This window comes from Serratia sp. CoH_122_TC_1 (assembly GCF_058191755.1).
On sequence record NZ_JBXWLA010000002.1, the window covers coordinates 290,875 to 313,279 of the forward strand.

General features: G+C 50.1%; 24 protein-coding genes and 4 tRNA genes. 10 read left to right on the forward strand and 18 right to left on the reverse strand.

Features of this window, described 5'->3' with window-relative positions; genetic code table 11:
- Positions 1–583 precede the first annotated feature (583 nt).
- The 4 genes from AC2FC2_RS04010 to AC2FC2_RS04025 form a co-directional block, all read right to left on the reverse strand.
- Entirely contained in the window at positions 584–715 is a 132-nt protein-coding gene (locus AC2FC2_RS04010; RefSeq protein WP_017892391.1) for a hypothetical protein, read from the reverse strand.
- Positions 716–784: 69 nt separating this feature from the next.
- Positions 785–1,288 carry a YlaC family protein gene (locus AC2FC2_RS04015; RefSeq protein ID WP_037419616.1) on the reverse strand — a complete coding sequence of 168 codons (504 nt, stop codon included), beginning with the start codon at positions 1,286–1,288 and terminating at the stop codon, positions 785–787.
- Positions 1,289–1,415: 127 nt separating this feature from the next.
- Positions 1,416–1,715, reverse strand: coding sequence for a sigma-S stabilization anti-adapter protein IraP (locus AC2FC2_RS04020; RefSeq protein WP_209632696.1), 300 nt, complete (start codon positions 1,713–1,715; stop codon positions 1,416–1,418).
- Between the two features lie 188 nt (positions 1,716–1,903).
- A tRNA-OTHER gene (locus tag AC2FC2_RS04025) sits at positions 1,904–1,998 on the reverse strand.
- Between the two features lie 257 nt (positions 1,999–2,255).
- Between AC2FC2_RS04025 and etsA the strand changes: the two genes are divergently transcribed.
- The 5 genes from etsA (at position 2,256) to AC2FC2_RS04050 (ending at position 8,924) form a co-directional block, all read left to right on the forward strand.
- Positions 2,256–3,440: a macrolide efflux RND transporter periplasmic adaptor subunit EtsA gene (etsA, locus tag AC2FC2_RS04030; RefSeq protein ID WP_490658784.1), complete on the forward strand. Its 1,185-nt coding sequence runs from the start codon at positions 2,256–2,258 to the stop codon at positions 3,438–3,440.
- Positions 3,437–5,377 (forward strand): MacB family efflux pump subunit, encoded by a 1,941-nt coding sequence (locus AC2FC2_RS04035; RefSeq protein WP_209632694.1) that lies wholly within the window; start codon positions 3,437–3,439, stop codon positions 5,375–5,377. The genes etsA and AC2FC2_RS04035 overlap by 4 nt, the downstream gene beginning before the upstream one ends.
- Positions 5,378–5,380: 3 nt before the next feature.
- Complete coding sequence (gene etsC, locus AC2FC2_RS04040) at positions 5,381–6,745, forward strand: macrolide efflux RND transporter outer membrane subunit EtsC (protein ID WP_209632693.1); 1,365 nt, start codon at positions 5,381–5,383, stop codon at positions 6,743–6,745.
- 403 nt (positions 6,746–7,148) lie between these two features.
- The gene (proP, locus tag AC2FC2_RS04045; protein WP_209632692.1) at positions 7,149–8,651 is read left to right on the forward strand and encodes a glycine betaine/L-proline transporter ProP; all 1,503 of its coding nucleotides are present in this window, start codon (positions 7,149–7,151) and stop codon (positions 8,649–8,651) included.
- Between the two features lie 138 nt (positions 8,652–8,789).
- On the forward strand, positions 8,790–8,924 hold the full coding sequence (locus tag AC2FC2_RS04050) for a hypothetical protein (protein ID WP_490307697.1): 135 nt from the start codon (positions 8,790–8,792) through the stop codon (positions 8,922–8,924).
- 121 nt (positions 8,925–9,045) lie between these two features.
- Here the strand turns inward: AC2FC2_RS04050 and celB are convergent, their stop codons facing one another.
- From celB to AC2FC2_RS04070, 4 genes are all read right to left on the reverse strand, one after another.
- Positions 9,046–10,407 carry a PTS cellobiose transporter subunit IIC gene (gene celB, locus AC2FC2_RS04055; protein WP_404759845.1) on the reverse strand — a complete coding sequence of 454 codons (1,362 nt, stop codon included), beginning with the start codon at positions 10,405–10,407 and terminating at the stop codon, positions 9,046–9,048.
- 57 nt (positions 10,408–10,464) lie between these two features.
- Positions 10,465–11,766 carry a 6-phospho-beta-glucosidase gene (locus AC2FC2_RS04060; protein ID WP_490658785.1) on the reverse strand — a complete coding sequence of 434 codons (1,302 nt, stop codon included), beginning with the start codon at positions 11,764–11,766 and terminating at the stop codon, positions 10,465–10,467.
- The gene (locus AC2FC2_RS04065; protein WP_209632689.1) at positions 11,759–12,085 is read right to left on the reverse strand and encodes a PTS lactose/cellobiose transporter subunit IIA; all 327 of its coding nucleotides are present in this window, start codon (positions 12,083–12,085) and stop codon (positions 11,759–11,761) included. The genes AC2FC2_RS04060 and AC2FC2_RS04065 overlap by 8 nt, the downstream gene beginning before the upstream one ends.
- Positions 12,086–12,196: 111 nt before the next feature.
- Positions 12,197–12,502, reverse strand: a complete 306-nt coding sequence (locus tag AC2FC2_RS04070) for a PTS sugar transporter subunit IIB (RefSeq protein ID WP_209632688.1) — start codon at positions 12,500–12,502, stop codon at positions 12,197–12,199.
- A 407-nt stretch (positions 12,503–12,909) separates the two neighbouring features.
- Here AC2FC2_RS04070 and AC2FC2_RS04075 point away from each other — a divergent pair, with 407 nt between their 5' ends.
- Entirely contained in the window at positions 12,910–14,052 is a 1,143-nt protein-coding gene (locus AC2FC2_RS04075; RefSeq protein ID WP_209632687.1) for a MurR/RpiR family transcriptional regulator, read from the forward strand.
- A gap of 242 nt (positions 14,053–14,294) precedes the next feature.
- Positions 14,295–14,525 carry a biofilm development regulator YmgB/AriR family protein gene (locus AC2FC2_RS04080; protein WP_209632686.1) on the forward strand — a complete coding sequence of 77 codons (231 nt, stop codon included), beginning with the start codon at positions 14,295–14,297 and terminating at the stop codon, positions 14,523–14,525.
- Positions 14,526–15,337: 812 nt separating this feature from the next.
- On the opposite strand, the gene AC2FC2_RS04085 is transcribed toward AC2FC2_RS04080, so the two are convergent.
- The 6 genes from AC2FC2_RS04085 to uvrY form a co-directional block, all read right to left on the reverse strand.
- Positions 15,338–15,423 (reverse strand) — tRNA-Leu (locus AC2FC2_RS04085).
- Between the two features lie 10 nt (positions 15,424–15,433).
- Positions 15,434–15,507, reverse strand: a tRNA-Cys gene (locus AC2FC2_RS04090).
- 57 nt (positions 15,508–15,564) lie between these two features.
- Positions 15,565–15,640 (reverse strand) — tRNA-Gly (locus tag AC2FC2_RS04095).
- Positions 15,641–15,785: 145 nt separating this feature from the next.
- On the reverse strand, positions 15,786–16,334 hold the full coding sequence (pgsA, locus tag AC2FC2_RS04100; RefSeq protein WP_209632685.1) for a CDP-diacylglycerol--glycerol-3-phosphate 3-phosphatidyltransferase: 549 nt from the start codon (positions 16,332–16,334) through the stop codon (positions 15,786–15,788).
- 58 nt (positions 16,335–16,392) lie between these two features.
- The gene (gene uvrC, locus AC2FC2_RS04105; RefSeq protein ID WP_209632684.1) at positions 16,393–18,225 is read right to left on the reverse strand and encodes an excinuclease ABC subunit UvrC; all 1,833 of its coding nucleotides are present in this window, start codon (positions 18,223–18,225) and stop codon (positions 16,393–16,395) included.
- On the reverse strand, positions 18,218–18,874 hold the full coding sequence (uvrY, locus tag AC2FC2_RS04110) for a UvrY/SirA/GacA family response regulator transcription factor (protein ID WP_012006273.1): 657 nt from the start codon (positions 18,872–18,874) through the stop codon (positions 18,218–18,220). The genes uvrC and uvrY overlap by 8 nt, the downstream gene beginning before the upstream one ends.
- Positions 18,875–19,658: 784 nt before the next feature.
- Here uvrY and AC2FC2_RS04115 point away from each other — a divergent pair.
- Together AC2FC2_RS04115 and AC2FC2_RS04120 are read left to right on the forward strand one after the other, a co-directional pair.
- Positions 19,659–19,883: a DUF2594 family protein gene (locus tag AC2FC2_RS04115; RefSeq protein WP_020826235.1), complete on the forward strand. Its 225-nt coding sequence runs from the start codon at positions 19,659–19,661 to the stop codon at positions 19,881–19,883.
- 114 nt (positions 19,884–19,997) lie between these two features.
- Entirely contained in the window at positions 19,998–20,339 is a 342-nt protein-coding gene (locus AC2FC2_RS04120; RefSeq protein ID WP_209632683.1) for a GlpM family protein, read from the forward strand.
- Positions 20,340–20,354: 15 nt separating this feature from the next.
- Here AC2FC2_RS04120 and AC2FC2_RS04125 read toward each other — a convergent pair whose 3' ends face one another.
- From AC2FC2_RS04125 to AC2FC2_RS04135, 3 genes are all read right to left on the reverse strand, one after another.
- Positions 20,355–20,786, reverse strand: a complete 432-nt coding sequence (locus AC2FC2_RS04125) for a hypothetical protein (RefSeq protein ID WP_490658786.1) — start codon at positions 20,784–20,786, stop codon at positions 20,355–20,357.
- 224 nt (positions 20,787–21,010) lie between these two features.
- On the reverse strand, positions 21,011–21,325 hold the full coding sequence (locus AC2FC2_RS04130; protein ID WP_209634229.1) for a hypothetical protein: 315 nt from the start codon (positions 21,323–21,325) through the stop codon (positions 21,011–21,013).
- A gap of 65 nt (positions 21,326–21,390) precedes the next feature.
- Positions 21,391–21,621, reverse strand: coding sequence for a hypothetical protein (locus tag AC2FC2_RS04135; protein WP_209632681.1), 231 nt, complete (start codon positions 21,619–21,621; stop codon positions 21,391–21,393).
- Positions 21,622–21,789: 168 nt separating this feature from the next.
- Between AC2FC2_RS04135 and AC2FC2_RS04140 the strand changes: the two genes are divergently transcribed.
- Positions 21,790–22,149: a hypothetical protein gene (locus tag AC2FC2_RS04140; RefSeq protein WP_209632680.1), complete on the forward strand. Its 360-nt coding sequence runs from the start codon at positions 21,790–21,792 to the stop codon at positions 22,147–22,149.
- A 57-nt stretch (positions 22,150–22,206) separates the two neighbouring features.
- Here the strand turns inward: AC2FC2_RS04140 and AC2FC2_RS04145 are convergent, their stop codons facing one another.
- Positions 22,207–22,362, reverse strand: a complete 156-nt coding sequence (locus AC2FC2_RS04145) for a hypothetical protein (protein ID WP_209632679.1) — start codon at positions 22,360–22,362, stop codon at positions 22,207–22,209.
- Between the last annotated feature and the right edge of the window lie 43 nt (positions 22,363–22,405).

Sequence of the window (22,405 nt, forward strand, 5' to 3'; positions counted from 1 at the left end):
AAACAGACGGAACTTATAGGTTGAGAAAGGTTCTTAAACTCTGTGATTATCAAAACTGGGCGTTCAGCCCGACGTTTTAACCTTTTACTCTGGGAACGCCGCATCGCGGTGATGGGTAATTGATTTGAACAGTAAAACTCAATTTCTATCGGCTATGCTGGGTATTGCACTGACGATCATCGTGCTGGACCTGGGTATCGCCGATTTGATCCATAGACTCTTAATTGGATAACTGTAACGTGGCACAGCAGCAACAAGAAAAAGATATTCTAGGAAAAATACTGGTTACCGTCTCTGCGCTCTGCCTGATCATCGTGGCAGTGCTGCTGGTTTGGGGATTTTTGCTGGATTAAACCATTAGCCTGGCGCAAGTAACAGCGACACATAGCAACAACCATTTTGTTACAATATATCGACATCTCTTGCAGACCATTGCGCGTATGCTCAGTGCAGACAGTAATAACAATAAGCCCTCATACTTCTTAAGTGTTGGCCCGCCTGAAACGGGCTTTTTTTTGTCTGCAACATCTCGATTTAGACATAAAAAAAACCGCCGCAGCGGTTTTTTTATTGGCGATGGCGCTCAGATCTTACAACCTTCGCAGTCCGCTTCATCCTCAAGGATCTCGGGGAGCTCTTTCGCCTTCTGCGCCGCTTTTTCTTCTGCTTGCGCTAATTCTGCATCGATATCAAAATCGAAAATATCATCACTCATCGTAAACTCCACAGGCTAACCAGGCTTCAAAGCGTGAGTATAATCGACAACTACGCAGTCTGAAACCCTTCAGTTAAGCACGGCCACCTGCGGTTGTTCATCCTGCGGCTTCTTTGAATACGCCAGATCGTAAACGTCATAAAAATCGATCTCGCCTTTATTGGCGATGATTTCCTGCATGCGCGTTTTCATCGCCGCACCGATCATCGGCTCATCCAACAGGGCCTTCACCGACTGCGGAGAGAGCGCGCGAGTGAAATACCATTCGCCGTTATAGCATACGCGCAGATCCAACACCCCGATATCTTCAAAACGATAGACCGGTTTGATTTCAATCAGCAGCATCGCGAACATGAACAAAACAAAGGCAGTGAATGCTAAAAACGAAATGAAGCCCATATAAGGGACTTGGTACATCACGGCGATCACAGCGAAATAACCGGCAAACATGGCGAGACACAGATAACGGTGATCGCGGGCAAATTCGCTGTTAAACCGCAGCTTACCGTCGCGCCCTTCCTGTCGATTGATCCGCTCGATTTCTTTTACCAAGATGCTTTTAATCGCGTCCATCGTTACAACCTTATGCCTGGGGGGCATTATTGATAGCAATAATCTTCCCACAAACTAACACAAGTACAGTTTGCCCAGGTAGATCAGTTATGCAATTTAAAATCGGCAACTGTTATACCTATGGCAATTAGCGCTGCAGAGAGTTTTTGCCTTGGGCGAACATAAACATCCGCTGAGCGATATCATCTGCTTGTTTGATTTTTTGTTTTTGCGGCTCGTTGCACCGTTGAATCGCACGAGCATAAGCAAGCTCATGGGCCTGATCGATCATCGCAATAATTTTGTCCCGCTCCTGGGGTTCCAGGTTTCCGAGCATGGTGGTGATGATCGCTTGATAAGCGTTGGAAGCTGCTGTTAGCGACTTTTCTCTGGCTTCAAGTGCCGCTACACGTTGCAATAATTCCTGCAGTTGATCGGACTCAGACATAGCGATCTCCTGTTACCGGGCAGCATACCTGCCTGATCTCAGTCTAGCAAAGATCGATCACAAGAGAAGAAGATAAAAGAAAGGAAGAGAAACGGTTACGGGAAAGCGCACCCGAAAATCCCAACAAGGAGCCGATAGTGCAAATCAACCCGGGTGCGCTTTACGATAGCAATTCCTTAGAAGGAAGCTGGCGCGCTATGCAGGACTCGAACCCGCGTCTATCAATTTTGTAGCCAAATAAGCATGATAAAACCAATCACTCTGCCAACTGAGTTAATAGCGCATTCCTTCGCTTCGGGGCGTCATTATCCATATTAATGCTGTGGATTCAAGTTATCTAGGCATGACCGACTGATTTTACAGAGAATTCTTAAAATTTCGCTCACTTTATATTCATGCCTGCCTATTGCTTTCATCCCGCGATAGTTAATAAGTGAAACTTTTGCAGTATCGACTGCCGCGTGTTTATTGTTAGTTAAAGCGCTGGATGCGACTATTAGGTTTTCTGGAGCCATCGTTTCCTCTGTTATGGATAACACAATGAAAGTCACACCACGCCATTTGGCGTTTATCCTCGCCGGTATTCTGCTGGTCGTCATTATCCTGGTTGTGCTGTTCTCGCTGCAAAACCCTTCTCAGGCTGCCTATGTCACCGCTCCCGTACGTGAGGGCAATATTGAAAATGCCGTACTGGCCACAGGTAAGCTGGATGCTTTCGAGCGGGTTAACGTGGGTGCGCAGGTGTCCGGTCAAGTCAAATCCCTGAAGGTTAAACTGGGCGAGCGAGTCACCAAAGGCCAACCCATCGCCGACATTGATGACTTGCCGCAACGCAATAATCTGCGCAACGCCGAAGCCGCACTCAACGTTGCCAAGGCTGATTTGCTGGCCAAACAGGCACTGTTAAAACAAGCCGAGTCTCGCTTTAAACGCCAAAAGCGCATGTTGGATGATGAAGCCGGTTCACGTGAAGATTTTGAAACGGCAGAGGCGACCCTCGCCGCCACCCGCGCCGAACTGGTCGCGCTGAATGCTCGCATCGTGCAAGCACAGATTGAGGTGGACAAGAAAAAGGTGGAGTTGAGCTACACCCGGATTCTGGCGCCGATGGACGGTATCGTGATTGCGGTAATTACACAGCAGGGGCAAACGGTGAATGCCAACCAGAGCGCCCCGACCATCGTTAAACTGGCCCAATTGGATGTGATGACCATCAAGGCGCAGATTTCCGAGGCCGACATTACGCGTGTATCTCAGGGACAGAAAGCCTACTTCACGATTTTTTCCGAACCAGACAAGCGTTATGACGCCACGTTGCGAACTGTCGAGTTGGCCCCTGAGTCGGTAATGAAAGACGACTCGCTCTCCAGCAGCAGTTCCGCATCAGGCTCAGGTGCATCCAATGCATCGGTGTATTACAACGCGCTTTTGGACGTGCCCAACGCAGACAACCGTCTACGGATTGCCATGACAGCTCAGGTTTCGTTACTGCTGGGCGAAGCAAAAAACACATTACTGATACCCGCTCAGGCAGTACATAAAACCGCCGACAAAAAACAGCAAGTACAGGTACTGACCCGTGATAACCGGTTAGAAATGCGTGACGTAAAAACCGGTATTACCAATAACGTTGATATTCAGATCTTGTCCGGGCTGACGGCCGGTGAAAACGTCGTGCTGGCACAGGAAAGTGCCAAAGCTGACGAGGATGGTCTATCACTGTGAATACCATCATTGAGTTGAAAGGTATTGGCCGCACCTATACCAATAGCAGTCAGCCACTCACCGTACTGAAAAACATCAACCTGAAGATCGCTGCCGGGGAGTTGGTCGCCATCATTGGTGCCTCGGGTTCAGGCAAGTCAACGCTAATGAATATCATTGGCTGTCTGGATGTGCCGGACCAGGGCGACTATTACATCAATGGCCATAATGCCGCTCACCTGTCACCAGACGAACTGGCCAAACTGCGCCGTGAACATATCGGATTTATTTTCCAGCGTTATCATTTGATGCCGGATATCAGCGCGTTGGGGAATGTTGAAATCCCTGCGATTTACGCCAACAGCAAACGCGACCAACGTCGCCAACGCGCAGCACAACTGCTGGCTCGACTCGGGTTAGAAGGCCGTGAACACCACAAACCTGGCCAGCTTTCCGGCGGCCAGCAACAGCGTGTGAGCATCGCCCGCTCATTAATCAACGGTGCGGAAATCATCCTGGCAGATGAGCCCACGGGCGCATTGGACTCAAAATCCGGGCTGGAAGTGCTGGAAATCCTTAGCGAACTTAATCAGCGCGGCCATACGGTTGTCATTGTAACCCACGATATGAAAGTGGCTCAGCATGCGCAACGTATCATCGAACTGCAGGACGGCGAGATCGTCGCCGACAGCGGCCGTAAATCACCAGGGTCTCTGCCCTCCCTGCAAAAAAGCCAGCCAGTGGCGCAAGGTTACTGGCAGAGCTTGCTCGATCGCACCCGCGAATCCTTGCACATGGCACTCAAAGCAATGAACGCCCATCGCCTGCGCACTGCGCTGACCATGACTGGGATCATTTTCGGGATCGCCGCAGTCGTCACGGTAGTTGCCCTGGGCGAAGGCGCTAAACAACGCACGCTGGAGAATATCAAAGGGTTGGGCACTAACGTCGTCAGCATCTATCCAGGGCGCGATTTTTTTGATGGCGCCATCGACAGCATCCGTACCTTGGTGCCCGCCGACGCCGACGCACTGGCCCACCAGAGCTTTGTCGACAGCGTCAGCCCTGAGGTTACGGCTTCTGACAGCATTCGTTTTCGCAGCAAATCGGCCACGGCCTCGATCAACGGCGTAGGGCGCGATTACTTCCGCGTTAACGGCTTGACGATAATACAAGGCAGCACTTTCCGGGACGATCGCAACGCGTTACAGGAAGTGATCATTGACGATAACGCACGCCGCTCACTGTTTGGTGAGTTCGGCGTAGAGCCACTGGGGCAAATCGTGTTTCTCGGCTCAGTGCCCGCACGGGTCGTTGGCGTAGTCCAAAGCAACCAGGATTACGCGCCAAACCGCATCAGAGTCTGGATGCCTTACACCACTGTGATGTACCGCATGGTGGGTAAACCGACGCTAAGCAGTATCAGCATTAGGTTGAAAGATGATGTCTCCAATAAAGCCGCCGTCAGTGCCATTGAACAGTTACTTACCCAGCGCCACGGTGCCAAAGACTTTATGCTGTTCAACCTCGATAAATACCGTAAATCGATCGAACACACGTCAATGACCTTGAATCTGCTGATTCTGATGGTTGCTTCCGTCTCACTGATCATCGGCAGCCTCGGCGTGATGAATATCATGCTGGTTTCAGTAACCGAACGGACACATGAGATCGGCGTGCGTATGGCGGTAGGGGCGAGACGTAGCGACATAATGCAGCAATTTATGATCGAAGCTGTGCTGGTCTGCCTGATCGGCGGCGTATTGGGTATTTTACTGTCGTTCGCCGCCGGCTCGCTGTTTACCCTGCTGGCAGGTGGCATGTTGACCGCCATCTATTCCTGGCAGGCTGCCGCCATTGCCTTTTTCTGCTCCACCTTGATCGGCATGATTTTTGGTTATCTCCCTGCCCGAAAAGCGGCGCGGATGGATCCGGTCATTTCACTGGCCAGCGAGTAACTTATGAAAATTTTATCCCCCCTGGCATTATGTGTCGCAGCACTCGTCAGTGCTGGCTGCGGCAACACGCTTAAAAGTGAATATCAGCCACCAAAGGTGGACTACCCCGCTCACTGGCAGTCAGGAACCGATGCAGCCACACCGGTTCCCTTTGACTGGCAGGATTTTCACGATCCCCAGCTAGACCGCCTGCTACAACAGGTGATGGTAAGCAACAACGATGTGGCTGCGGCTGCGTTACGTGTTTACCGTGCCCAGTTGGCAGCGCAGCGCGTCGATATCAGCACGGCACCGAGCGTGAACGCGTCACTCAATACCGGCGCAAATACGGCTCTTTCCGATTCATCTGCCTGGAACAAAAGCAGCAGCGCTAACCTTGGTGTCAGCTATGAAGTGGATCTGTGGGGTAAATTGGCACGGCAACGGGATGCCGCAGAATGGGCAAGCCAAGCAACCCAACAGGATTTACAAAGCGCACGCTTGGCATTGCTCGCCAGCGCCAGTAAAAATTATTGGCGTATCGGCTTTATCAATCAACGGATCGGCGTCAGCCAACAAAGCATCGCGTACTCCCGACAAACGCTGCAATTGGCGAACGCACGCTACCATGCGGGCAGCGTCTCTTCGTTGGACGTCGTGGATGCAGAGCAGAGCCTAATCAATCAAGAAAGCACCCATTTGGCCCTGTTGCGTGAACGTCAGCAAGCGTTGAACGAACAGACGCTTCTGTTAGGCGCACCGCCGGGTAGCGCATTGGTTGAACCCACGCGTCTGCCAACCGGCCCGCTGCCCCAAATCAATGCAGGTATTCCAGCCAGCGTCCTGCAGCATCGCCCGGACATCAGCGCCAAAGAACTTCGCTTGCGTGAATCGCTGGCCAACGTCGACATAAAACGCACGCAGTACTATCCGGCGTTTAGCCTGACAGGTTCTTTAGGCGCCAGCAGCAGCGCCCTGCTGGAATTTTTGCGCAATCCGCTTGCCAGCGTGGGGGCTGGTCTGTCGCTGCCTTTCCTTGAATGGCGGCAAATGAACGTCGACATCAACATTGCGCGCAGCGACTATGAACTGCAAGTCCTTGAGTTCAAACAGGCTCTCTATAAAGCCATGGCTGACGTCGATAATGCCCTCTCGTTACGAACGCAATTACTCGCGCAAGAGAAGCATCTTCGCGCTGCGCTGGCATTGGCACGTAAATCTGAACAACTCAATGAAAGCCGTTACCGGCAAGGGGCAGTCCCTATCAATTTCTGGCTAGATGCGCAAAACCGCCGCCGGCTGGCGGAGCTAGCTCTGGATGAAAACCGCTTTGACCAGTACCAAAACCTGGCGCAACTTTATCTGGAATTTGGGGGTTCCCCGCAATAACACATCGGCCTGGCATTCCGCCGGGCCTTTTTCCACGCCCGTCAAATACATAAACATTGCCGGTTTTTGTGGCAATTCTTCCTATACTTTACGCATCCACAATCAGACAAAAAAACGCCAATCAGCACATTAGTTAATCGATTCATGCACTAATTCGGTGCAAAAACATAAGATAAACTGCTAAATTTGATCGCTGCAAGATATAACGTTAAGCTATACATGCAAAATAATTAGTCACCTAAATGACATATTCTCGGTGAAAATTGAGATATTACGTGATTCGCGTCACACAAAAAATGGCAATAGCCGATCTCTGTGCAAAGCACTTAGATTAGCCAAATTGATAACTGGGCAGAAGGATTGCGAATTTACGTACGACTAAAATTGATTAAGGGATGATTATATGAAGTTAAGAAAAAAACGACATAAACCGATGCATATTAATGACATCACCATTATTGACGACAGCAAACTCAAGAAGGCCATTACCGCGGCTGCATTAGGCAACGCAATGGAGTGGTTCGACTTTGGCGTCTATGGCTTTGTGGCCTACGCGCTTGGGCAAGTCTTTTTCCCTGGCGCCACTCCCGGCGTACAGATGATCGCCGCACTGGCCACCTTCTCTGTCCCCTTCCTGGTTCGTCCGCTCGGTGGCATCTTCTTTGGCGCCATGGGCGATAAGTTCGGGCGTCAAAAAGTCCTTTCCATCACCATTATTATTATGGCGGTGAGTACTTTCTGTATCGGTCTGATCCCCTCGTATGCGTCGATCGGCATCTGGGCCCCGATCTTACTGCTGCTGGCCAAGCTGGCGCAGGGCTTTTCAGTGGGCGGCGAATACTCTGGTGCAGCCATCTTCGTTGCCGAATACTCACCGGACAGAAAGCGCGGCTTTATGGGAAGCTGGCTTGATTTCGGCTCCATTGCCGGCTTTGTCATGGGTGCTGGCGTTGTAGTGCTGATTTCCAGCATCGTGGGTGAAACTAATTTCCTCGATTGGGGTTGGCGCATTCCGTTCTTTATCGCTGCGCCTTTGGGCTTAATTGGCCTCTACCTGCGTCATGCCTTGGAAGAAACCCCCGCGTTCCAGCAGCATGTGGATAAGATGGAAAAGGAAGATCGCAACGCCATCGAAAATCCACCGAAGACCTCATTCAAGGAGATTGCCGCCAAGCACTGGAAAAGCTTGCTGGTCTGTGTCGGTATCGTAATTTCAACCAACGTGACTTATTACATGTTGTTGACCTACATGCCGAGCTACCTGTCGCATAATCTGCATTATTCGGAAGACCACGGCGTCCTGATCATCATCGCCGTCATGATCGGTATGCTGTTTGTACAGCCGGTCATCGGCCTGACCAGCGATCGCATCGGCCGTAAGCCGTTTATCATCGGCGGCAGCATCGGCCTGTTGGCGCTGGCGATACCGTGCTTTATTCTGATCAACAGCAGTGTAATTGGCTTGATCTTCGTTGGCCTATTAGTGTTGGCCGTGTTGCTCAACTGCTTCACTGGCGTGATGGCTTCTATCTTGCCTGCGATGTTCCCGACGCATATTCGCTACAGCGCCCTGGCGATCTCGTTCAACATCTCGGTACTGGTTGCCGGTGCAACGCCAACGGCTGCCGCATGGTTAGTCGAATCAACCGGCAACCTCTATATGCCGGCCTACTACCTGATGGTCGTTGCGGTGATCGGTCTGATCACCGGGTTGTACATGAAGGAAACAGCCAATAAACCGCTTCGCGGCGCCACACCGGCTGCATCGGACCGGTCGGAAGCCAAAGAGCTGCTGCAAGAGAACTACGACAACATCGAACAGAAAGTCGATGACATCAATGAGCAGATCGCTGAACTGGAAAAGAAAAGACAAACGTTGATCGACCAGCACCCTAAACTGGACTAAACAACGTTCTTTGGATAAGCCACCTTCGGGTGGCTTTTTTTGGTATGCCAAATCCAGGCAAGCCTAGACTGAGGTTTTATCCCCGAAGCGATTAATGCTAGGCTTGAAAACTTGTTAACCCATTGAAGACGATAGCCAATGAATAAAATGGATCTGCCGGTTGTCATTGGAGTGGCTGCCATGATTGCAGTATGGGTAGGTGCGATATTTAACATCGGCGATATTACCCTCAACCTTGCACGCATTTTCCACTGGCTCGAAAGCCTCCGCTAATACGCTTCATCGCTCGCTCTGCCAAGTAAAAAACCGCCTGGCGGCGGTTTTGGTGTTATGGCACGCCACTTTTGTCACTCTCTACAAAAACGGCGATGGCCTCCCTGACGGGTATGCATAATTACGGTGTCGAGGTTTGTTCACCCGCCACAGCACTTTGCACCGACGCAGCCGCATGATTTTCTTCACGGTATTTTTGCTTATCCCAGGCACGGAAGAACGGGTAGTAAATCGCCATTGAAATAAGAAGATTCACGACTTGGATCACCGTTCCCGATATATGGCCGCCGGTTGCTAAATAACCGCTAATGAAAATTGGCGTGGTGAAGGGCAACGCGATACCGACTGGGGGCGTTACCAGCCCGGTTGCCATCGCACTGTAAGTCACGATCACCAAGACTACCGGCGTCAAAATAAAGGGCAGGAAGAAATACGGGTTCATCACCAACGGAATACCGAACACCATGGGTTCGCTGATGTTGAACAGGCAACCTGGCGCAGCAATTTTTCCCAACTGTTTCATCTGCGCACTACGGCTGCGCACCAGCATAAAGATCACCAATCCCAATAAGGCTCCTGTCCCACCGGGGGCAATCCACAGATCGTAAAATTGCTGAGTAATGATGTGTGGGATCGGTTGATTGTTCTGAAATGCGACCAGATTTTCCGACATATTTGCCAGCCACACCGGCTGAATAAAGACCAATACAATGGCGTCGCCATGCAGCCCCAATGTCCATAGCAGACCAATCAGGATTACCGAGAAAATCATCCCCGGCAGTGTTCCGCCCACGTGGTGCATCGGGATCCCGATCAGCGTAGCGATCATGGTGTTGATATCGCCAAACGGCGTGGCTTCAACGATAAGGCGCAACAGCAATATCACCGCCAATACGCAAAAACCTGGGATCAGTGCCAAGAAGGATTTGGCCACCGCGGGCGGAACCCCTTCCGGCATGTTGATCACCAGGTTACGGTTATGCACAAAACGGTAGATTTCCGTCGATAGCAACGCGACGACAATCGCGACAAACAACCCCTGACTGCCGATAAAATTCATCGGCAACACGCCTTTGACGATCTGCTCGGCCGCGCCTTTCACTGGCGCAAACAACGTGTGCTGGGGAATGGTCATGATGAACGCCACCAGCGAAACAGCACCGGTACTGAGCGGGTCCATGCCGCGGTATTTTTCCGCCAGCCGGTAGGCGATGCCAAAGCTGGAGATAATCGCCATGATGTCGTAGGTTGCCTTAACCGGGTACAGCAATTTGTCGCGCCAGGCCGCGCCGAATATCTCCCCCATCAGATTGGCATAACTGGGGATCGGCAAATAGGCGAAGATCAGGAAGAATGACCCAATCAACATAAAGGGCATATTGAGAATTATGCCGTCCCGCACCGACAAAATGTGTTTTTGCCCCGCGATTTTTAACGCCGTAGGCAATACGTAACGTTCAAGAATGCTATTTAAACCCGCCATCATCCCCCCTGCCCGGCAAAGCCGGCTCTGTCGTGATTGTTATTATGGAATTTCGACTTAATTAAACTGCGGTAAATAGGCTTGATTCAGGCTCAGCACCTCATCCAACAACGGTTGTGCAATGCCGACACCACCAATCAACGGATTCACGACCAACGCCAACAGCGCACTTTGACGATCGCCATGCACGGCGGCCTCAATAGTCAGCCGTTCAAAATCTTTTACCTGTTGAGTCAGCCCGTTCATTGCCAGCGGCATCGGACCAAAACTCAGTGGGTGTGCGCCCTGTGCATCGATCACACAGTTGGTTTCAATCACCGCATCGTCCGGCAAGCCCTGAATAGCGCCGTTATTGCGGGTGTTCACCACCAGCACCTTACCGCTGTTGTTATGAATGGCACGGATCAACTCGACCGCCACTTCAGAATAGAACGCACCGCCACGGAAGCGCAGTTGTTCGGGTTTCTTATCCAATGCGGGGTCGGCATACAAAGCAAATAACTCCGCTTCAACGTTCATCACTTGCTCAGCCCGGGTCCCTTGCGCAGCAGCTGCGGCTATCTCTTCCTCCAGCATTCCAGCCGTTTGATAAAAATAGCGGTGATATGGGCAGGGAATCGCCCCCAGAGCCTGTAAAAACGCAGGCGGCCACGGCAGCTCTTTGATGTTATTCATCGACAGCGTTTCGCCATTGCTTAGCATGTTCAATACGTCGGCGGTGACATCCTTGCCGCTTTGCGTCACCTGGTGCACCCACACCATATGGTTCAACCCGGCGAAACGCAGATCCACCTGATCGTGCGGCGCTTTCAGCATGTCGGAAATCATGTGGTGCATCGTGATCGGCACATTACACACGCCGATGATCTTCGCCTTGCTGTAGCGTGATACCGCTTCGGTGACGATCCCGGCAGGGTTGGTGAAGTTGATGATCCAGGCATCCGGTGCAACGGCTTCCACCGTGCGGGCCACCTCCAACATCACCGGAATGGTCCGTAGCGCTTTGGCAAAACCACCGACGCCCGTTGTCTCCTGTCCAAGACGTTGATATTTCAACCCTAGGCGTTCGTCAGCTGCGCGGGCAGCCAATTGCCCCACCCGCAGTTGAGTTAGCACAAAGCGGGCACCACGGATGGCAGGCTCCAGCGAAAAATGCACCGAAACGACCACCTGTTCCAACCCGTTACGTTTGAACATTCTTTTGGTCAGTTCAGCAATGATGCCCACTTTCTCCCGACCGGATTCAACATCCACCAGCGCCAGTTCGGTCAATGGCACATCCTGATAATGCGCGATCAACCCTTCGACCAGCTCTGGCGTATAGCTACTGCCACCACCAATTACGGTTATTTTAGTCATTGCCTGCCCCTTGAGGTAAACGACGATAAAGCTCGATCATGTCAGTGGCCAGATCCTGGATCAGCATCGCGTTCATCAAATGGTCCTGCGCATGCACCAGAATTAAACTGACCGGTATTTTTCCACAGCCTTCGTCCATGCCTATCAGTTCCGTCTGCATGCTATGCGCCCGGCCGATGCCGGACTTCGCCTCTTCCAGCTTGACATCCGCGGCGTCAAACTCACCGTGGCGTGCCAGTTGCAATGCCGACAGCAGAGAACTGCGTGCACTCCCGGCATGAACCAGCAGTTCCATAACACTCGTTTCCAAATCCATCATTACCTCCCCTGGCCTGATTCCAGGCACAGCAAGCCCCGACGGATTAATAAAATAATCCGCTGTAAAATAATCAAAAATAGGGTTTGAGGGGCAATGCCCCACAGGGTGTTATCAGCCCAGCAGGCCCAGTGCCTTGTCCAGCACCTTATCCCCACGCAGGGTGCCGTAATCCAACATATCAATAACCGCAACGGTTTTGCCTAATGGGGCAGCCAGTTCCGAAAGGCGCGCGTGTTCATATTTCACCTGTGGCCCTAACAGTACAATGTCCGCCCTTTCAACGATGCGTTCAAAATCCGCTACGGGTACGGCTTCAATTTCAATATCCAAAGCACGCTTTTGTGCCTCGGTTTTCATTTTTTGTACCAGCATGCTGGTAGACATTCCTGCAGCGCAGCATAAGACGATTGTTTGCATTTTTGGGTGCCTCGATTGTGACTAGCCACCTTGGCTGTGCAAATATAAAACAGTGCTGTAACACGCTTGTAAATACCTTAGATCCATACGATTTGATTATGATTTTCACTTAATCTTTAAAAAACAAATTGTTAACTAAAAATTATCATGAAAATTTTTTTCAACACTGTGATCGACGATAGACTTTTATTCGCAGACAGAATCCATAAATCCTATTTAACCTTTAAAAACAGCAAGATAAATTATTGGCAACTAAACGATGAGAGGAGCATCTCGTTTTTACACAGGATGAATTGAAAATTATTTTCATTAATTTATTCTTCTGGTTATGGCTTTATGCCGCGCGAAAAACAGGCTAGTTTGGAACACAGATCGCCGATTGGCATAACAGAAGGGACACTGCAGTCATGGATCTCGTTTACCACATTCAGTTTCGCCAAAGCCCGTTCAATCGCCAGGAGGCGAAAATTGCCCGAACCATCCTGGATAATCCCGGATTCACGTCAACGGCAACCATTGAGCAGCTGGCCGAACGTGCCGGTGTCAGTACCGAGATCGTCGCGCATTTTGCTCAGTCCCTTGGCTGCCAGGATCTTAACGACTTTGTCTCTTTGATGCGCACCCAACCCGTACCAGCAAGCGCCGCTACCGCGGTGGCTCAACCTGTATTGGGCAGCATGGATATCGCTTTCGCATCAGCCGCCGGCATCGGTAAGCTACCGGGCGTCAGTTCCACAACGCTCAGTCGTTTTGCCAAATCCATTGGTTGCGAAGATATTGGTGACATTGTCTATCAGATCCGCGCACGCCAAAATCAATTCAGCCAGCAGGAAGCAAAGGTCGCGCAAACCATTTTGGACGATGTCGCCTTCGCGTCTTCCGCCACCATCGAGCTACTTGCCACCCAGGCAGGGGTCAGTCCGGCAACGATCACGCGCTTTGCCAAAACCATTGGTTGCGATGATATTCGCGATTTGCGAATGAAATTGGCGCAGGCCAGCGTAAGCGGCTCACGCTATTTAACCGCACAAACGGCGCCTAATGGGCCACCACGCCTGTGGTTGCAACGCGTTAATGACATAGAAACCACGCTCCATCAACAGCTGCAGCAGGTAGAGCATGCGGCGTTGATCGAAGCCAGCCAACACTTAAGCCAGTCCAAAAGCGTGCATATTTTTGGTGTAAATAGCATGGCACTCTACGTCAATGAATTGCAGCAACGCTTGGTCGGACTCGGCTATCCTGCCTTTGCCTGCCAGGACGCCGCGCTGATGCGTATGACGGCCTCCACGCTCAGTACGCAACAATGCGTTGTACTGCTGTCAATGAGTGGGGAAAACGCTGATCTGCTTAACGCCGCGAAGTTGGCCGGCGCTACTGGCGCTTACCGTATCGCCTTGGCCCCGGTTGGCAGCACGCTGGCTGGATTCGCCGACAAAGTATTGCCACTCAGTGGCGGTAGCGCTGCACGTTATGGACTAATGTTAACGCTCGATCTGCTGCTGGCGCAGCTACTGCCTGAGAGCCTGAGTTCGCAGACGGAAGATTAAATCTGCCTCCCTTTACCATTCGGTTCCTCCTTCAGCACAGCCCGCACTATGCCCATAACCTGAGGATTTTCCTAATTAACCATCTGGATTGCCGTTGCCTATTGATGGGAATATTCTTACTACGTTATCGTAAACCTTCCACATAGATATCAACCTAAGTGGAATTTGCAGGACTTTATTTTTTATATGGCTTCTCTGCCAGCTTCGGCTGGCATTTTAAATTTCACCAGCGGTAAAATTCTATGATCGATTATTCCCTTTACGGTCTCTGCGATAAAGATATCGAGACGTACCGTGAACACATATATCATCTGGTCGGTAAAAGTGTCATTCATGTGCTTTCCGCTAACACACCCATCACCAAGCAAAGTATTCTCGCCTATCTGATCAAAGAGATCGAGAAACAACCCGATGACTACAGCCAAAAGCTGCACAGAGCAGCAATCGAAGTTATCGGGGTAACAGGCCGCTAAGGAGAAGCATGCGCAAGTCGGATCTATGCACCATCATCTCTATTCTCGTCGTCGTAGTCATGATGTTAGTGGCGAACTGTAGCGCGGGTGATATTTCACTACTGGGTGCCGGGAGTTAAGATCTGACGCTTTGAAAGGCAATATCCGGTTTACATAACCGGATAGGGTCTTCATAACGGAGTGTGGCAGGCGTTATGTCACGTTAACCGCATCCTGGCAGCGCCGTGAGTTGGGCAGATGTACGCGTTGACCAAACCATGCAGGCCAGAAGCGGGTAAACCCTTTTAGATACGGCATCTTAAACCCTGATAACTAACGGCATTCACCCGTAATCGAGTTTCTGCCCTGTGGGCAAATGTCAGAATGCTGGGGAATCACGCCCAAGATTGACCCCAAAGGCCCTGAGCAGCCGGATAGCATTAAAATAGCCAACAAAAATAATCCCCCTCTCATCCCATCCTCCTTCTCATTTGCGCTATTTGGTTATAGATCACTTATCGCCGGCCGTCTTTAAAAAATGGCCTACTTTCATGTAAAAATCTGCGTATCAGTGCAATTAACATGATGACTCTTTTGCAGATTGCACAAGCTTATCGATCGGCATTGTAAGCCGACGACAGAAATGCTGATGAAATGGCCGATAGCCACCACGATAGTTTATGCATCAAACTCTATCTGGCGCTTTGTCAGCGGGGAATCATACAGGAGAAAATGAAGAGATATGATGAAGAGGAGTTTCAGATACAAAAAAACCGCCTTCCGGCGGTCACGACATTACTACTTATTGCTTGTTATTCTTGAATTTATTTTCCTGGTACCCGGGGCGGGACTTGAACCCGCACAGCCATAAGCCGAGGGATTTTAAATCCCTTGTGTCTACCGATTTCACCACCCGGGCTCGGGAAAATTGGAGGCGCGTTCCGGAGTCGAACCGGACTAGACGGATTTGCAATCCGCTACATAACCGCTTTGTTAACGCGCCTAAATTCTATTTGCCTTGTTCAGGCTAAAGCTCGTGAAACACCAGCTTTATCAAATTTGGAGCGGGAAACGAGACTCGAACTCGCGACCCCGACCTTGGCAAGGTCGTGCTCTACCAACTGAGCTATTCCCGCATCAATCAGAACTTACTGATTTTTTTGCTATCTTTCGGCAAATCACTGCTGCCGTCTGATGCGATGCATTCTACTTACCTGACGTAATGAGTCAATAAAATTGTTGTCTCATTACGTTTGTTTGACGATTTTTGCACCGCTTTGATCAGGGTTCCAGCAAATCTTTCCTGGCAGCGTTCAAATATTGGAACATTGACCAGAAAGTCAGCACCGCTGCGATGTACAACAAACCAAAAGAGACATACTCAACGGAGCGATCTGGACGCCACAACAATCCAACCAGCGACATCATTTGCGCCATGGTTTTTACTTTACCAATCCAGGATACGGCCACGCTGCTACGTTTACCAATCTCCGCCATCCACTCACGCAGTGACGAGATAATAATTTCACGGGCAATCATGGTCGCCGCAGGCAGAGTGATCCACCAGGTGTGGTAATGTTCCGCCACCAGCACCAGTGCCACAGCCACCATCACCTTATCTGCCACCGGGTCAAGGAACGCCCCGAAACGGGTAGTTTGCTTCCAGCGACGGGCGAGGAAACCATCAAACCAGTCGGTTATGGCAGCAAACACAAAGATAACGGCGCATAGCATCGGAGCCCAAGTGAATGGCAGATAAAATGCCAGTACAAAGAATGGGATCAGAACTACGCGGAACAGAGTAAGCCAAGTCGGTATATTCAATTGCATAATGCTAGGGTAACTATCTGGCTGGAGTGGAAATTAAGAGTATGTTGCTACATTGCCCTCAGTGTTTCAATGCATTGTAGATCTTTTCTGCCAATGCTTGTGAAATACCCGGCACTTTTGCAATTTCCTCCACGCTGGCGTTCAATAATGGTTGAAGTCCGCCCATATACTTCAACAACACCTGTCGCCTTTTTGGCCCAACACCGTCGATCAGTTCCAACGCGCTGGTATTTCTTACTTTTGCCCTTTTCTGGCGATGTCCGGTGATCGCGTGGTTATGCGAATCATCGCGGATATGCTGGATCACATGCAGCGCCGGCGAATCCGACGGCAGAGCAATGCCCTCGCCTTCTGGTACAAAGAACAACGTCTCTAACCCGGCTTTACGATCGGCGCCTTTAGCAATGCCAATCAGTAAAGGTTTGTTTTTATCCCAGGTCACATTCAGCGAGTTAAACACATCAATCGCCATGCCCAGTTGCCCTTTACCACCATCAATAAAGATAACGTCAGGGATTTTTTTCTCTTCCAGAGCCTTACCGTAACGGCGTTTCAGCACTTGCGCCATCGCGGCATAGTCATCACCCGGCGTAATACCGGTGATATTATAGCGCCGATATTCAGAACGCAGCGGCCCATTACCATCAAATACCACGCAGGACGCGACCGTTTGTTCTCCCATGGTATGGCTGATGTCGAAGCATTCCATGCGGTTAATCTCGGTCAGGTTCAACACCTTAGCCAATTCTGCAAGCCGCTGGTGAATCGTCGACTGCTGGGAAAGCTTGGTCGTCAGCGCGGTCGCCGCGTTAGTACGCGCCAGTTTAAGGTAACGCGCACGATCCCCTCGCGGTTTACTCTGGATCTGAATTTTACGACCGGCCAGTTCAGAGAGCGACTCAGCCAGCAGGTCTTTTTCCGGCAAGGTGAAATCCAACAGAATCTCCGCCGGCAAGGTGCGCATCTGGCTACCCTGTAAATAGAACTGGCCGACAAATGTTTGTACGACTTCGCTCATTTCGGTGCCGCCCGGTACTTTCGGGAAATAACTACGGCTGCCCAACACTTTGCCCTGGCGAATAAACAGCACGTGCAGGCAAGCCATACCTGCCTCGAACGCCACGCCGATCACGTCCAGATCGTCACTATTGCCAGAAACAAACTGACGTTCAGTTACCCGCCGAACTGCCTGGATCTGATCGCGTATGCGCGCGGCGTCTTCAAAGTTCAATGCTTTACTGGCGTTTTCCATCCGTTCAATCAACTGATGCAATACCTGCTGATCTTTACCCGACAGGAACAGACGCACATAGTCCACCTGCTGTTGGTATTCATCCTCGCTGACTAGCCCGGCGACACAAGGCCCCAGGCATCGACCGATCTGGTACTGCAGACAAGGCCGTGAGCGGTTGCGGTACACACTGTTCTCACATTGGCGTATCGGGAACAGTTTCTGCAACAGCGCCAGCGTCTCGCGTACAGCATAGGAATTGGGGAATGGGCCAAAGTATTCGCCCTTGGCGTGTTTGGCACCACGATGCACAGCCAGCCGCGGGTGGCTGTCCGCACTGAGGAAGATCAGCGGATAAGATTTATCGTCTCGCAAAAGAACATTATATCGCGGCTGGTATAACTTTATGTAGTTATGTTCCAGCAACAGCGCTTCTGTTTCGGTATGCGTAACAGTTACGTCTATTTGCGCGATATTTTTAACCAACGTCTCCGTTTTGCGGCTACCAACCTGCTGGCGAAAGTAACTGGAGAGGCGTTTTTTCAGGTCTTTGGCTTTGCCGACATAGATAACCGTGCCACTAGCGTCATACATACGGTAGACGCCAGGTTGGCTGGTTACGGTGCTTAGAAATGCTTTGGCATCAAAACGGTCACTCACTGCTTAACAACGTCTCCGCATTGAACAATCCGTGTCGGATAGCCAGGTGTGTCAATTCGACATCGCCGCTGATATTCAGCTTACTGAACATACGGTAACGGTAACTGTTCACTGTTTTAGGGCTGAGGCTCAGTTGCTCTGAGATTTCATTCACCTTTTTGCCTTTGGTGATCATCAGCATAATTTGCAGTTCGCGCTCAGACAGGCAGCTGAACGGCGTCTCAGTCTGCGGTTCCAGCTGGCTCAAAGCCATCTGCTGGGCGATGTCGGACGCGATATATCGCTGCCCGGCCTGCACGGCACGAATAGCATTGACGACATCCTGTGGGGCCGCCCCCTTGCTCAGGTAACCCGCAGCGCCTGCCTGCATTACTTTGGCAGGCAATGGATTTTCCGTATGAATAGTCAGCATGATGACTTTAACGTCGGGCGCATAACGTACAATTTTACGCGTGGCTTCCAACCCGCCAATACCCGGCATATTCATATCCATAAGAACGATATCTACAGCATTGCCACGGCACCATTTAACGGCATCCTCACCGCACTGGGCCTCACCGACAACTTTTATACCTTTGATATCTTCCAGAATGCGTCGTATCCCTGCGCGCACCAGTTCGTGGTCATCAACAAGAAGAACGCTAATCAAGGAAAAATCTCCAAAAAGAAGGGAGTAACGCAATCAGCCTCTGTTATAGCCTGAGATATTACTTGTTTTTCAGACAAGAATGAACACAGATTAATACTTACTCCCGATTAACTTTGCGCAGTGGGCCTGACTTTTGAATTTTAGTCCCTAACGCAGCCCGATAAAAGCCAGCCTGCCGATGAAAATAGGCGATGTAAATATTACGGTGCATACCTTTGCCCCATGATACAGAACCCAAGGTTAACTACAGGTAAAATCAGTGTAAGCAATCGCAACATTGATAATATTAGCACGAATACAATACCATTGTAATTCATTGAAAATGAACAAAATAGCAACCATTCATTTATCTGCCCCTTGGGTAACCACGATGGAAGACATTATTTCCTTATCTTACGGGCAACACATGGCAGGTAGATAGCATTGATATTTTAAATAACTTGTGCACGTTAACTGCGAGTTAGCGATCAAATACTTATTAAGTTTGGAAAAATAACTAACCTATTATTCTCCAACAAACCTGATGTCTGGCAGCAAGCTGCCGATTCATTAATCAATAATGAGTACGTGCCCTAATTTGGCGACAGTGACACCTTCTCCCCATCCCGCAGCCTCGTCCCCGTGCTGGCACAGCCCCATCAGTGCAGATGCATTTCTGCATGCTATGCTATACTCCGCGCCCAGTTAAAGACGCATCTGCACGCCAGAGTGAATGAAACCGGTGTGGGTGCGCATCAAAAATGCATATTGTTTCAGGCTTCGGCCTCAAAAATCAGGAGAGAAAATGAGCAACGTTGATTTCACTACGTCTGCAAACCCGGAAACGCTGGCAACAGAAGTCGCCTGTCTTAAAGCCACGCTGACGCTGATCCTGAAGTCGATCGGCCAGGCTGATGCCGGGAAAGTCATTATCAACATGGAACGCTTTATCGCACAAATCGAAGATCCGACCCAGGCCGAAATCTTTAAAAACAGCATTCAGCAGATTAAGCACGCCTACCGTCAATAATCTGTCCCCTTCAGGCCTGCCGTCAGGGCGGGCCCGCTTCCTCTGCGGTTTCCGACGAATTGATTCCCTTGGTTATTTCAGGCAATGTGTTTTTTATTTACGCCAGAGAGACATATGGGCATCGTGGTTAAAGCGCTGATCGGCGCGTTGGTGGTGGTATTCATTGCGCTGCTTGCCAAAAGTCGCAGTTACTATATTGCCGGTCTTGTGCCATTGTTCCCCACTTTTGCACTGATTGCTCATTACATTGTCGGCAGCGAACGTTCGATAGAAGCCCTGAGAACCACGCTGATTTTCGGCATGTGGGCCGTGTTACCTTATCTGGTCTACCTGATCTCACTGTATTGCTTTATCAACAGCATGAAGCTGTCTTGGGCACTGCTGGCTGCCGTATTGTGTTGGATCGCCGCAGCGTGGCTATTGGTTAGCCTATGGGGATGGTGGCAGGGGCGCTGACGGCCCCCGCCAGATTCATGGCTTGTTGGCCTGCAGGACAAATCCGCGTTGCATATCGCCGGCGATTCGGAAATAACGGCTCTCACCAGCACGTAACGTCATCGGTAAGCGGCCGTTGGTATCGCGCCAAATGCACAGGCTATTTTCGATCATATCCTGCCCAATGCTAATTTCATTATTACCTACGGGTATCCGAAACTCGGCCTTCTCTTTGGCCGCCAGTGATGCAGCAAACTCTCCGTTGATATACACCCCGGTACGGCAACTCCCTGCCAGCATTCCGCTGTCACGAACAACGACTACCGTTGCAAATGGCGTTTGCGGCACGTTCTGATAAAGCAACAAACGGCTAGGTGGTGGTAACTCCGCCTGTTGTAATGGAACACTTTGGGTGGCGCAGCCAGACAACAACATGGCCGTAACGAGTAAAGCGGCGTAATGCTTCATCCTGAGCTCCTGAAAAAAAACGATCCTCATAGTAGCAAGAGAATAACCGCCGACCGTAGCACTGAAGCGCTGTTGGTAGAAAAATAAGATAACTTCCAATGCTCTGGGGAGGATAGAAAAGAGGGCCATCTCCGCTTACCCACATTTTTCTATGTATAACAACCGGAAACATAAGAATATTCTGGTGTTATTATATTGAAATAGATAGGATTTTTATGGATAATCTAAAGCTTAACCATGCGTTTCTTAATGTCATCTTGAAAAACGCCACTCACATAGTTAAAGCCTTCATCTGTCACGTAAACTCGCGAATAGCCATTTTCCGATAATTCAGTCACCATATAACCGGAACTGATCATCTCCGGAGAGGGTGCATTCATCAGGGTGATAAAGCCCCGTCCTCGACACCACTGATAAAAACGCGTGCGGCCATAGCCCAATGAATCACCCACATCTGAAAGATTTCTCAACCCATCATAATTATCTGATAATGAAGGTAAACCAGCACTGTCTTTAGGCACTTCAGGTTTATTCGCCAAAATAAAACTCCCTTTAATGTCTTCATCATCATGACAATCATCTATCGATCCTGAATCTAGAAAATTTACACATGGATTGCAATCGCATTACCTGAAAATTCAATAATAGTTTTAACTGTGAAAACCCATAAAAAGCAATATAAATACCCTGCAACCAATTTTGCATACTTTAAATATCCTTTCTTAACCAAGAATAAAGAAAAACCCTTGGGTAAATATCTTAAAAATGCAGGAATATAAAACCCGAAAAAAAACTTAGCGCGTGTATTATCACAATTAATTATTATTTCAATCATCAGTGAATTTCTCAGCCTCCATCCAGGCCGGCAGACTACATCAACCTCATCTAAACAATAACTATTATCATTTCCTTTTTTGGCACCAATTTATTACACTCCCCCCTTCCTCTGCTAGGAAAATTCCTAGGGAGTGCGTATAGGACGAAAGGAAGAGTCAGGGACACCATGAAGACGTATAGATTTTTGATTATATTACCATTAATGGCATTGAACGCCTGTACACAGTGGGAAAGAGCGGGTGCAGGCGCTGCCACTCGCGATGCTGAATATGCCGAATGCAAAGGGCGCGGCTTCGAGCGTTTTCCACCCGACGTGGTGAGAGATTTTGAATTTAGCTACGAAAACACCTATCAGACTTGCGAGAAAGATAAGAAGAACTGCCCGGCAGGTTATCGCTACGAAAAACAACCCTCGTTTAAAACGGTGCAAAATGATCGTAATGAGGGGGCCCGTTCGGCAACCATCGAAGCCTGCATGTACGGCAAAGGCTGGCATGAGAAAACGTATTATTGGCCACAGTATTAGGAATGCCAATGACAGGGTTGGCATGGCGCCTTCACCGATAGCGCGTGCCGCCGGAGATTATTCATCATCACCGTGCGGCATGCCGGACCTGGGTTTACGCTTGTCCCCTTCCGGCTTTTTATCTTTTGCCGCTGATAATGCCCGGCCAATCAGCCACAACAACAGAGGCATTAGCAGCAGGCACAGCCCCAGTGTAATCAGTGCATTTGTCATCCGTTCTCCGCCCGATTTTTCCGCTCACTCTGTCTGAGTGTAG

What these genes read in the sequence shown, in the direction of transcription:
- AC2FC2_RS04010 (WP_017892391.1), bottom strand. Translation starts at nt 715, where the DNA reads ATGAGTGATGATATTTTCGATTTTGATATCGATGCAGAATTAGCGCAA.
- AC2FC2_RS04015 (WP_037419616.1), bottom strand. Translation starts at nt 1,288, where the DNA reads ATGGACGCGATTAAAAGCATCTTGGTAAAAGAAATCGAGCGGATCAAT.
- AC2FC2_RS04020 (WP_209632696.1), bottom strand. Translation starts at nt 1,715, where the DNA reads ATGTCTGAGTCCGATCAACTGCAGGAATTATTGCAACGTGTAGCGGCA.
- etsA (WP_490658784.1), top strand. Translation starts at nt 2,256, where the DNA reads ATGAAAGTCACACCACGCCATTTGGCGTTTATCCTCGCCGGTATTCTG.
- etsC (WP_209632693.1), top strand. Translation starts at nt 5,381, where the DNA reads ATGAAAATTTTATCCCCCCTGGCATTATGTGTCGCAGCACTCGTCAGT.
- proP (WP_209632692.1), top strand. Translation starts at nt 7,149, where the DNA reads ATGAAGTTAAGAAAAAAACGACATAAACCGATGCATATTAATGACATC.
- AC2FC2_RS04050 (WP_490307697.1), top strand. Translation starts at nt 8,790, where the DNA reads ATGAATAAAATGGATCTGCCGGTTGTCATTGGAGTGGCTGCCATGATT.
- celB (WP_404759845.1), bottom strand. Translation starts at nt 10,407, where the DNA reads ATGGCGGGTTTAAATAGCATTCTTGAACGTTACGTATTGCCTACGGCG.
- AC2FC2_RS04060 (WP_490658785.1), bottom strand. Translation starts at nt 11,766, where the DNA reads ATGACTAAAATAACCGTAATTGGTGGTGGCAGTAGCTATACGCCAGAG.
- AC2FC2_RS04065 (WP_209632689.1), bottom strand. Translation starts at nt 12,085, where the DNA reads ATGATGGATTTGGAAACGAGTGTTATGGAACTGCTGGTTCATGCCGGG.
- AC2FC2_RS04070 (WP_209632688.1), bottom strand. Translation starts at nt 12,502, where the DNA reads ATGCAAACAATCGTCTTATGCTGCGCTGCAGGAATGTCTACCAGCATG.
- AC2FC2_RS04075 (WP_209632687.1), top strand. Translation starts at nt 12,910, where the DNA reads ATGGATCTCGTTTACCACATTCAGTTTCGCCAAAGCCCGTTCAATCGC.
- AC2FC2_RS04080 (WP_209632686.1), top strand. Translation starts at nt 14,295, where the DNA reads ATGATCGATTATTCCCTTTACGGTCTCTGCGATAAAGATATCGAGACG.
- pgsA (WP_209632685.1), bottom strand. Translation starts at nt 16,334, where the DNA reads ATGCAATTGAATATACCGACTTGGCTTACTCTGTTCCGCGTAGTTCTG.
- AC2FC2_RS04115 (WP_020826235.1), top strand. Translation starts at nt 19,659, where the DNA reads ATGAGCAACGTTGATTTCACTACGTCTGCAAACCCGGAAACGCTGGCA.
- AC2FC2_RS04120 (WP_209632683.1), top strand. Translation starts at nt 19,998, where the DNA reads ATGGGCATCGTGGTTAAAGCGCTGATCGGCGCGTTGGTGGTGGTATTC.
- AC2FC2_RS04125 (WP_490658786.1), bottom strand. Translation starts at nt 20,786, where the DNA reads ATGAAGCATTACGCCGCTTTACTCGTTACGGCCATGTTGTTGTCTGGC.
- AC2FC2_RS04135 (WP_209632681.1), bottom strand. Translation starts at nt 21,621, where the DNA reads ATGATTGAAATAATAATTAATTGTGATAATACACGCGCTAAGTTTTTT.
- AC2FC2_RS04140 (WP_209632680.1), top strand. Translation starts at nt 21,790, where the DNA reads ATGAAGACGTATAGATTTTTGATTATATTACCATTAATGGCATTGAAC.
- AC2FC2_RS04145 (WP_209632679.1), bottom strand. Translation starts at nt 22,362, where the DNA reads ATGACAAATGCACTGATTACACTGGGGCTGTGCCTGCTGCTAATGCCT.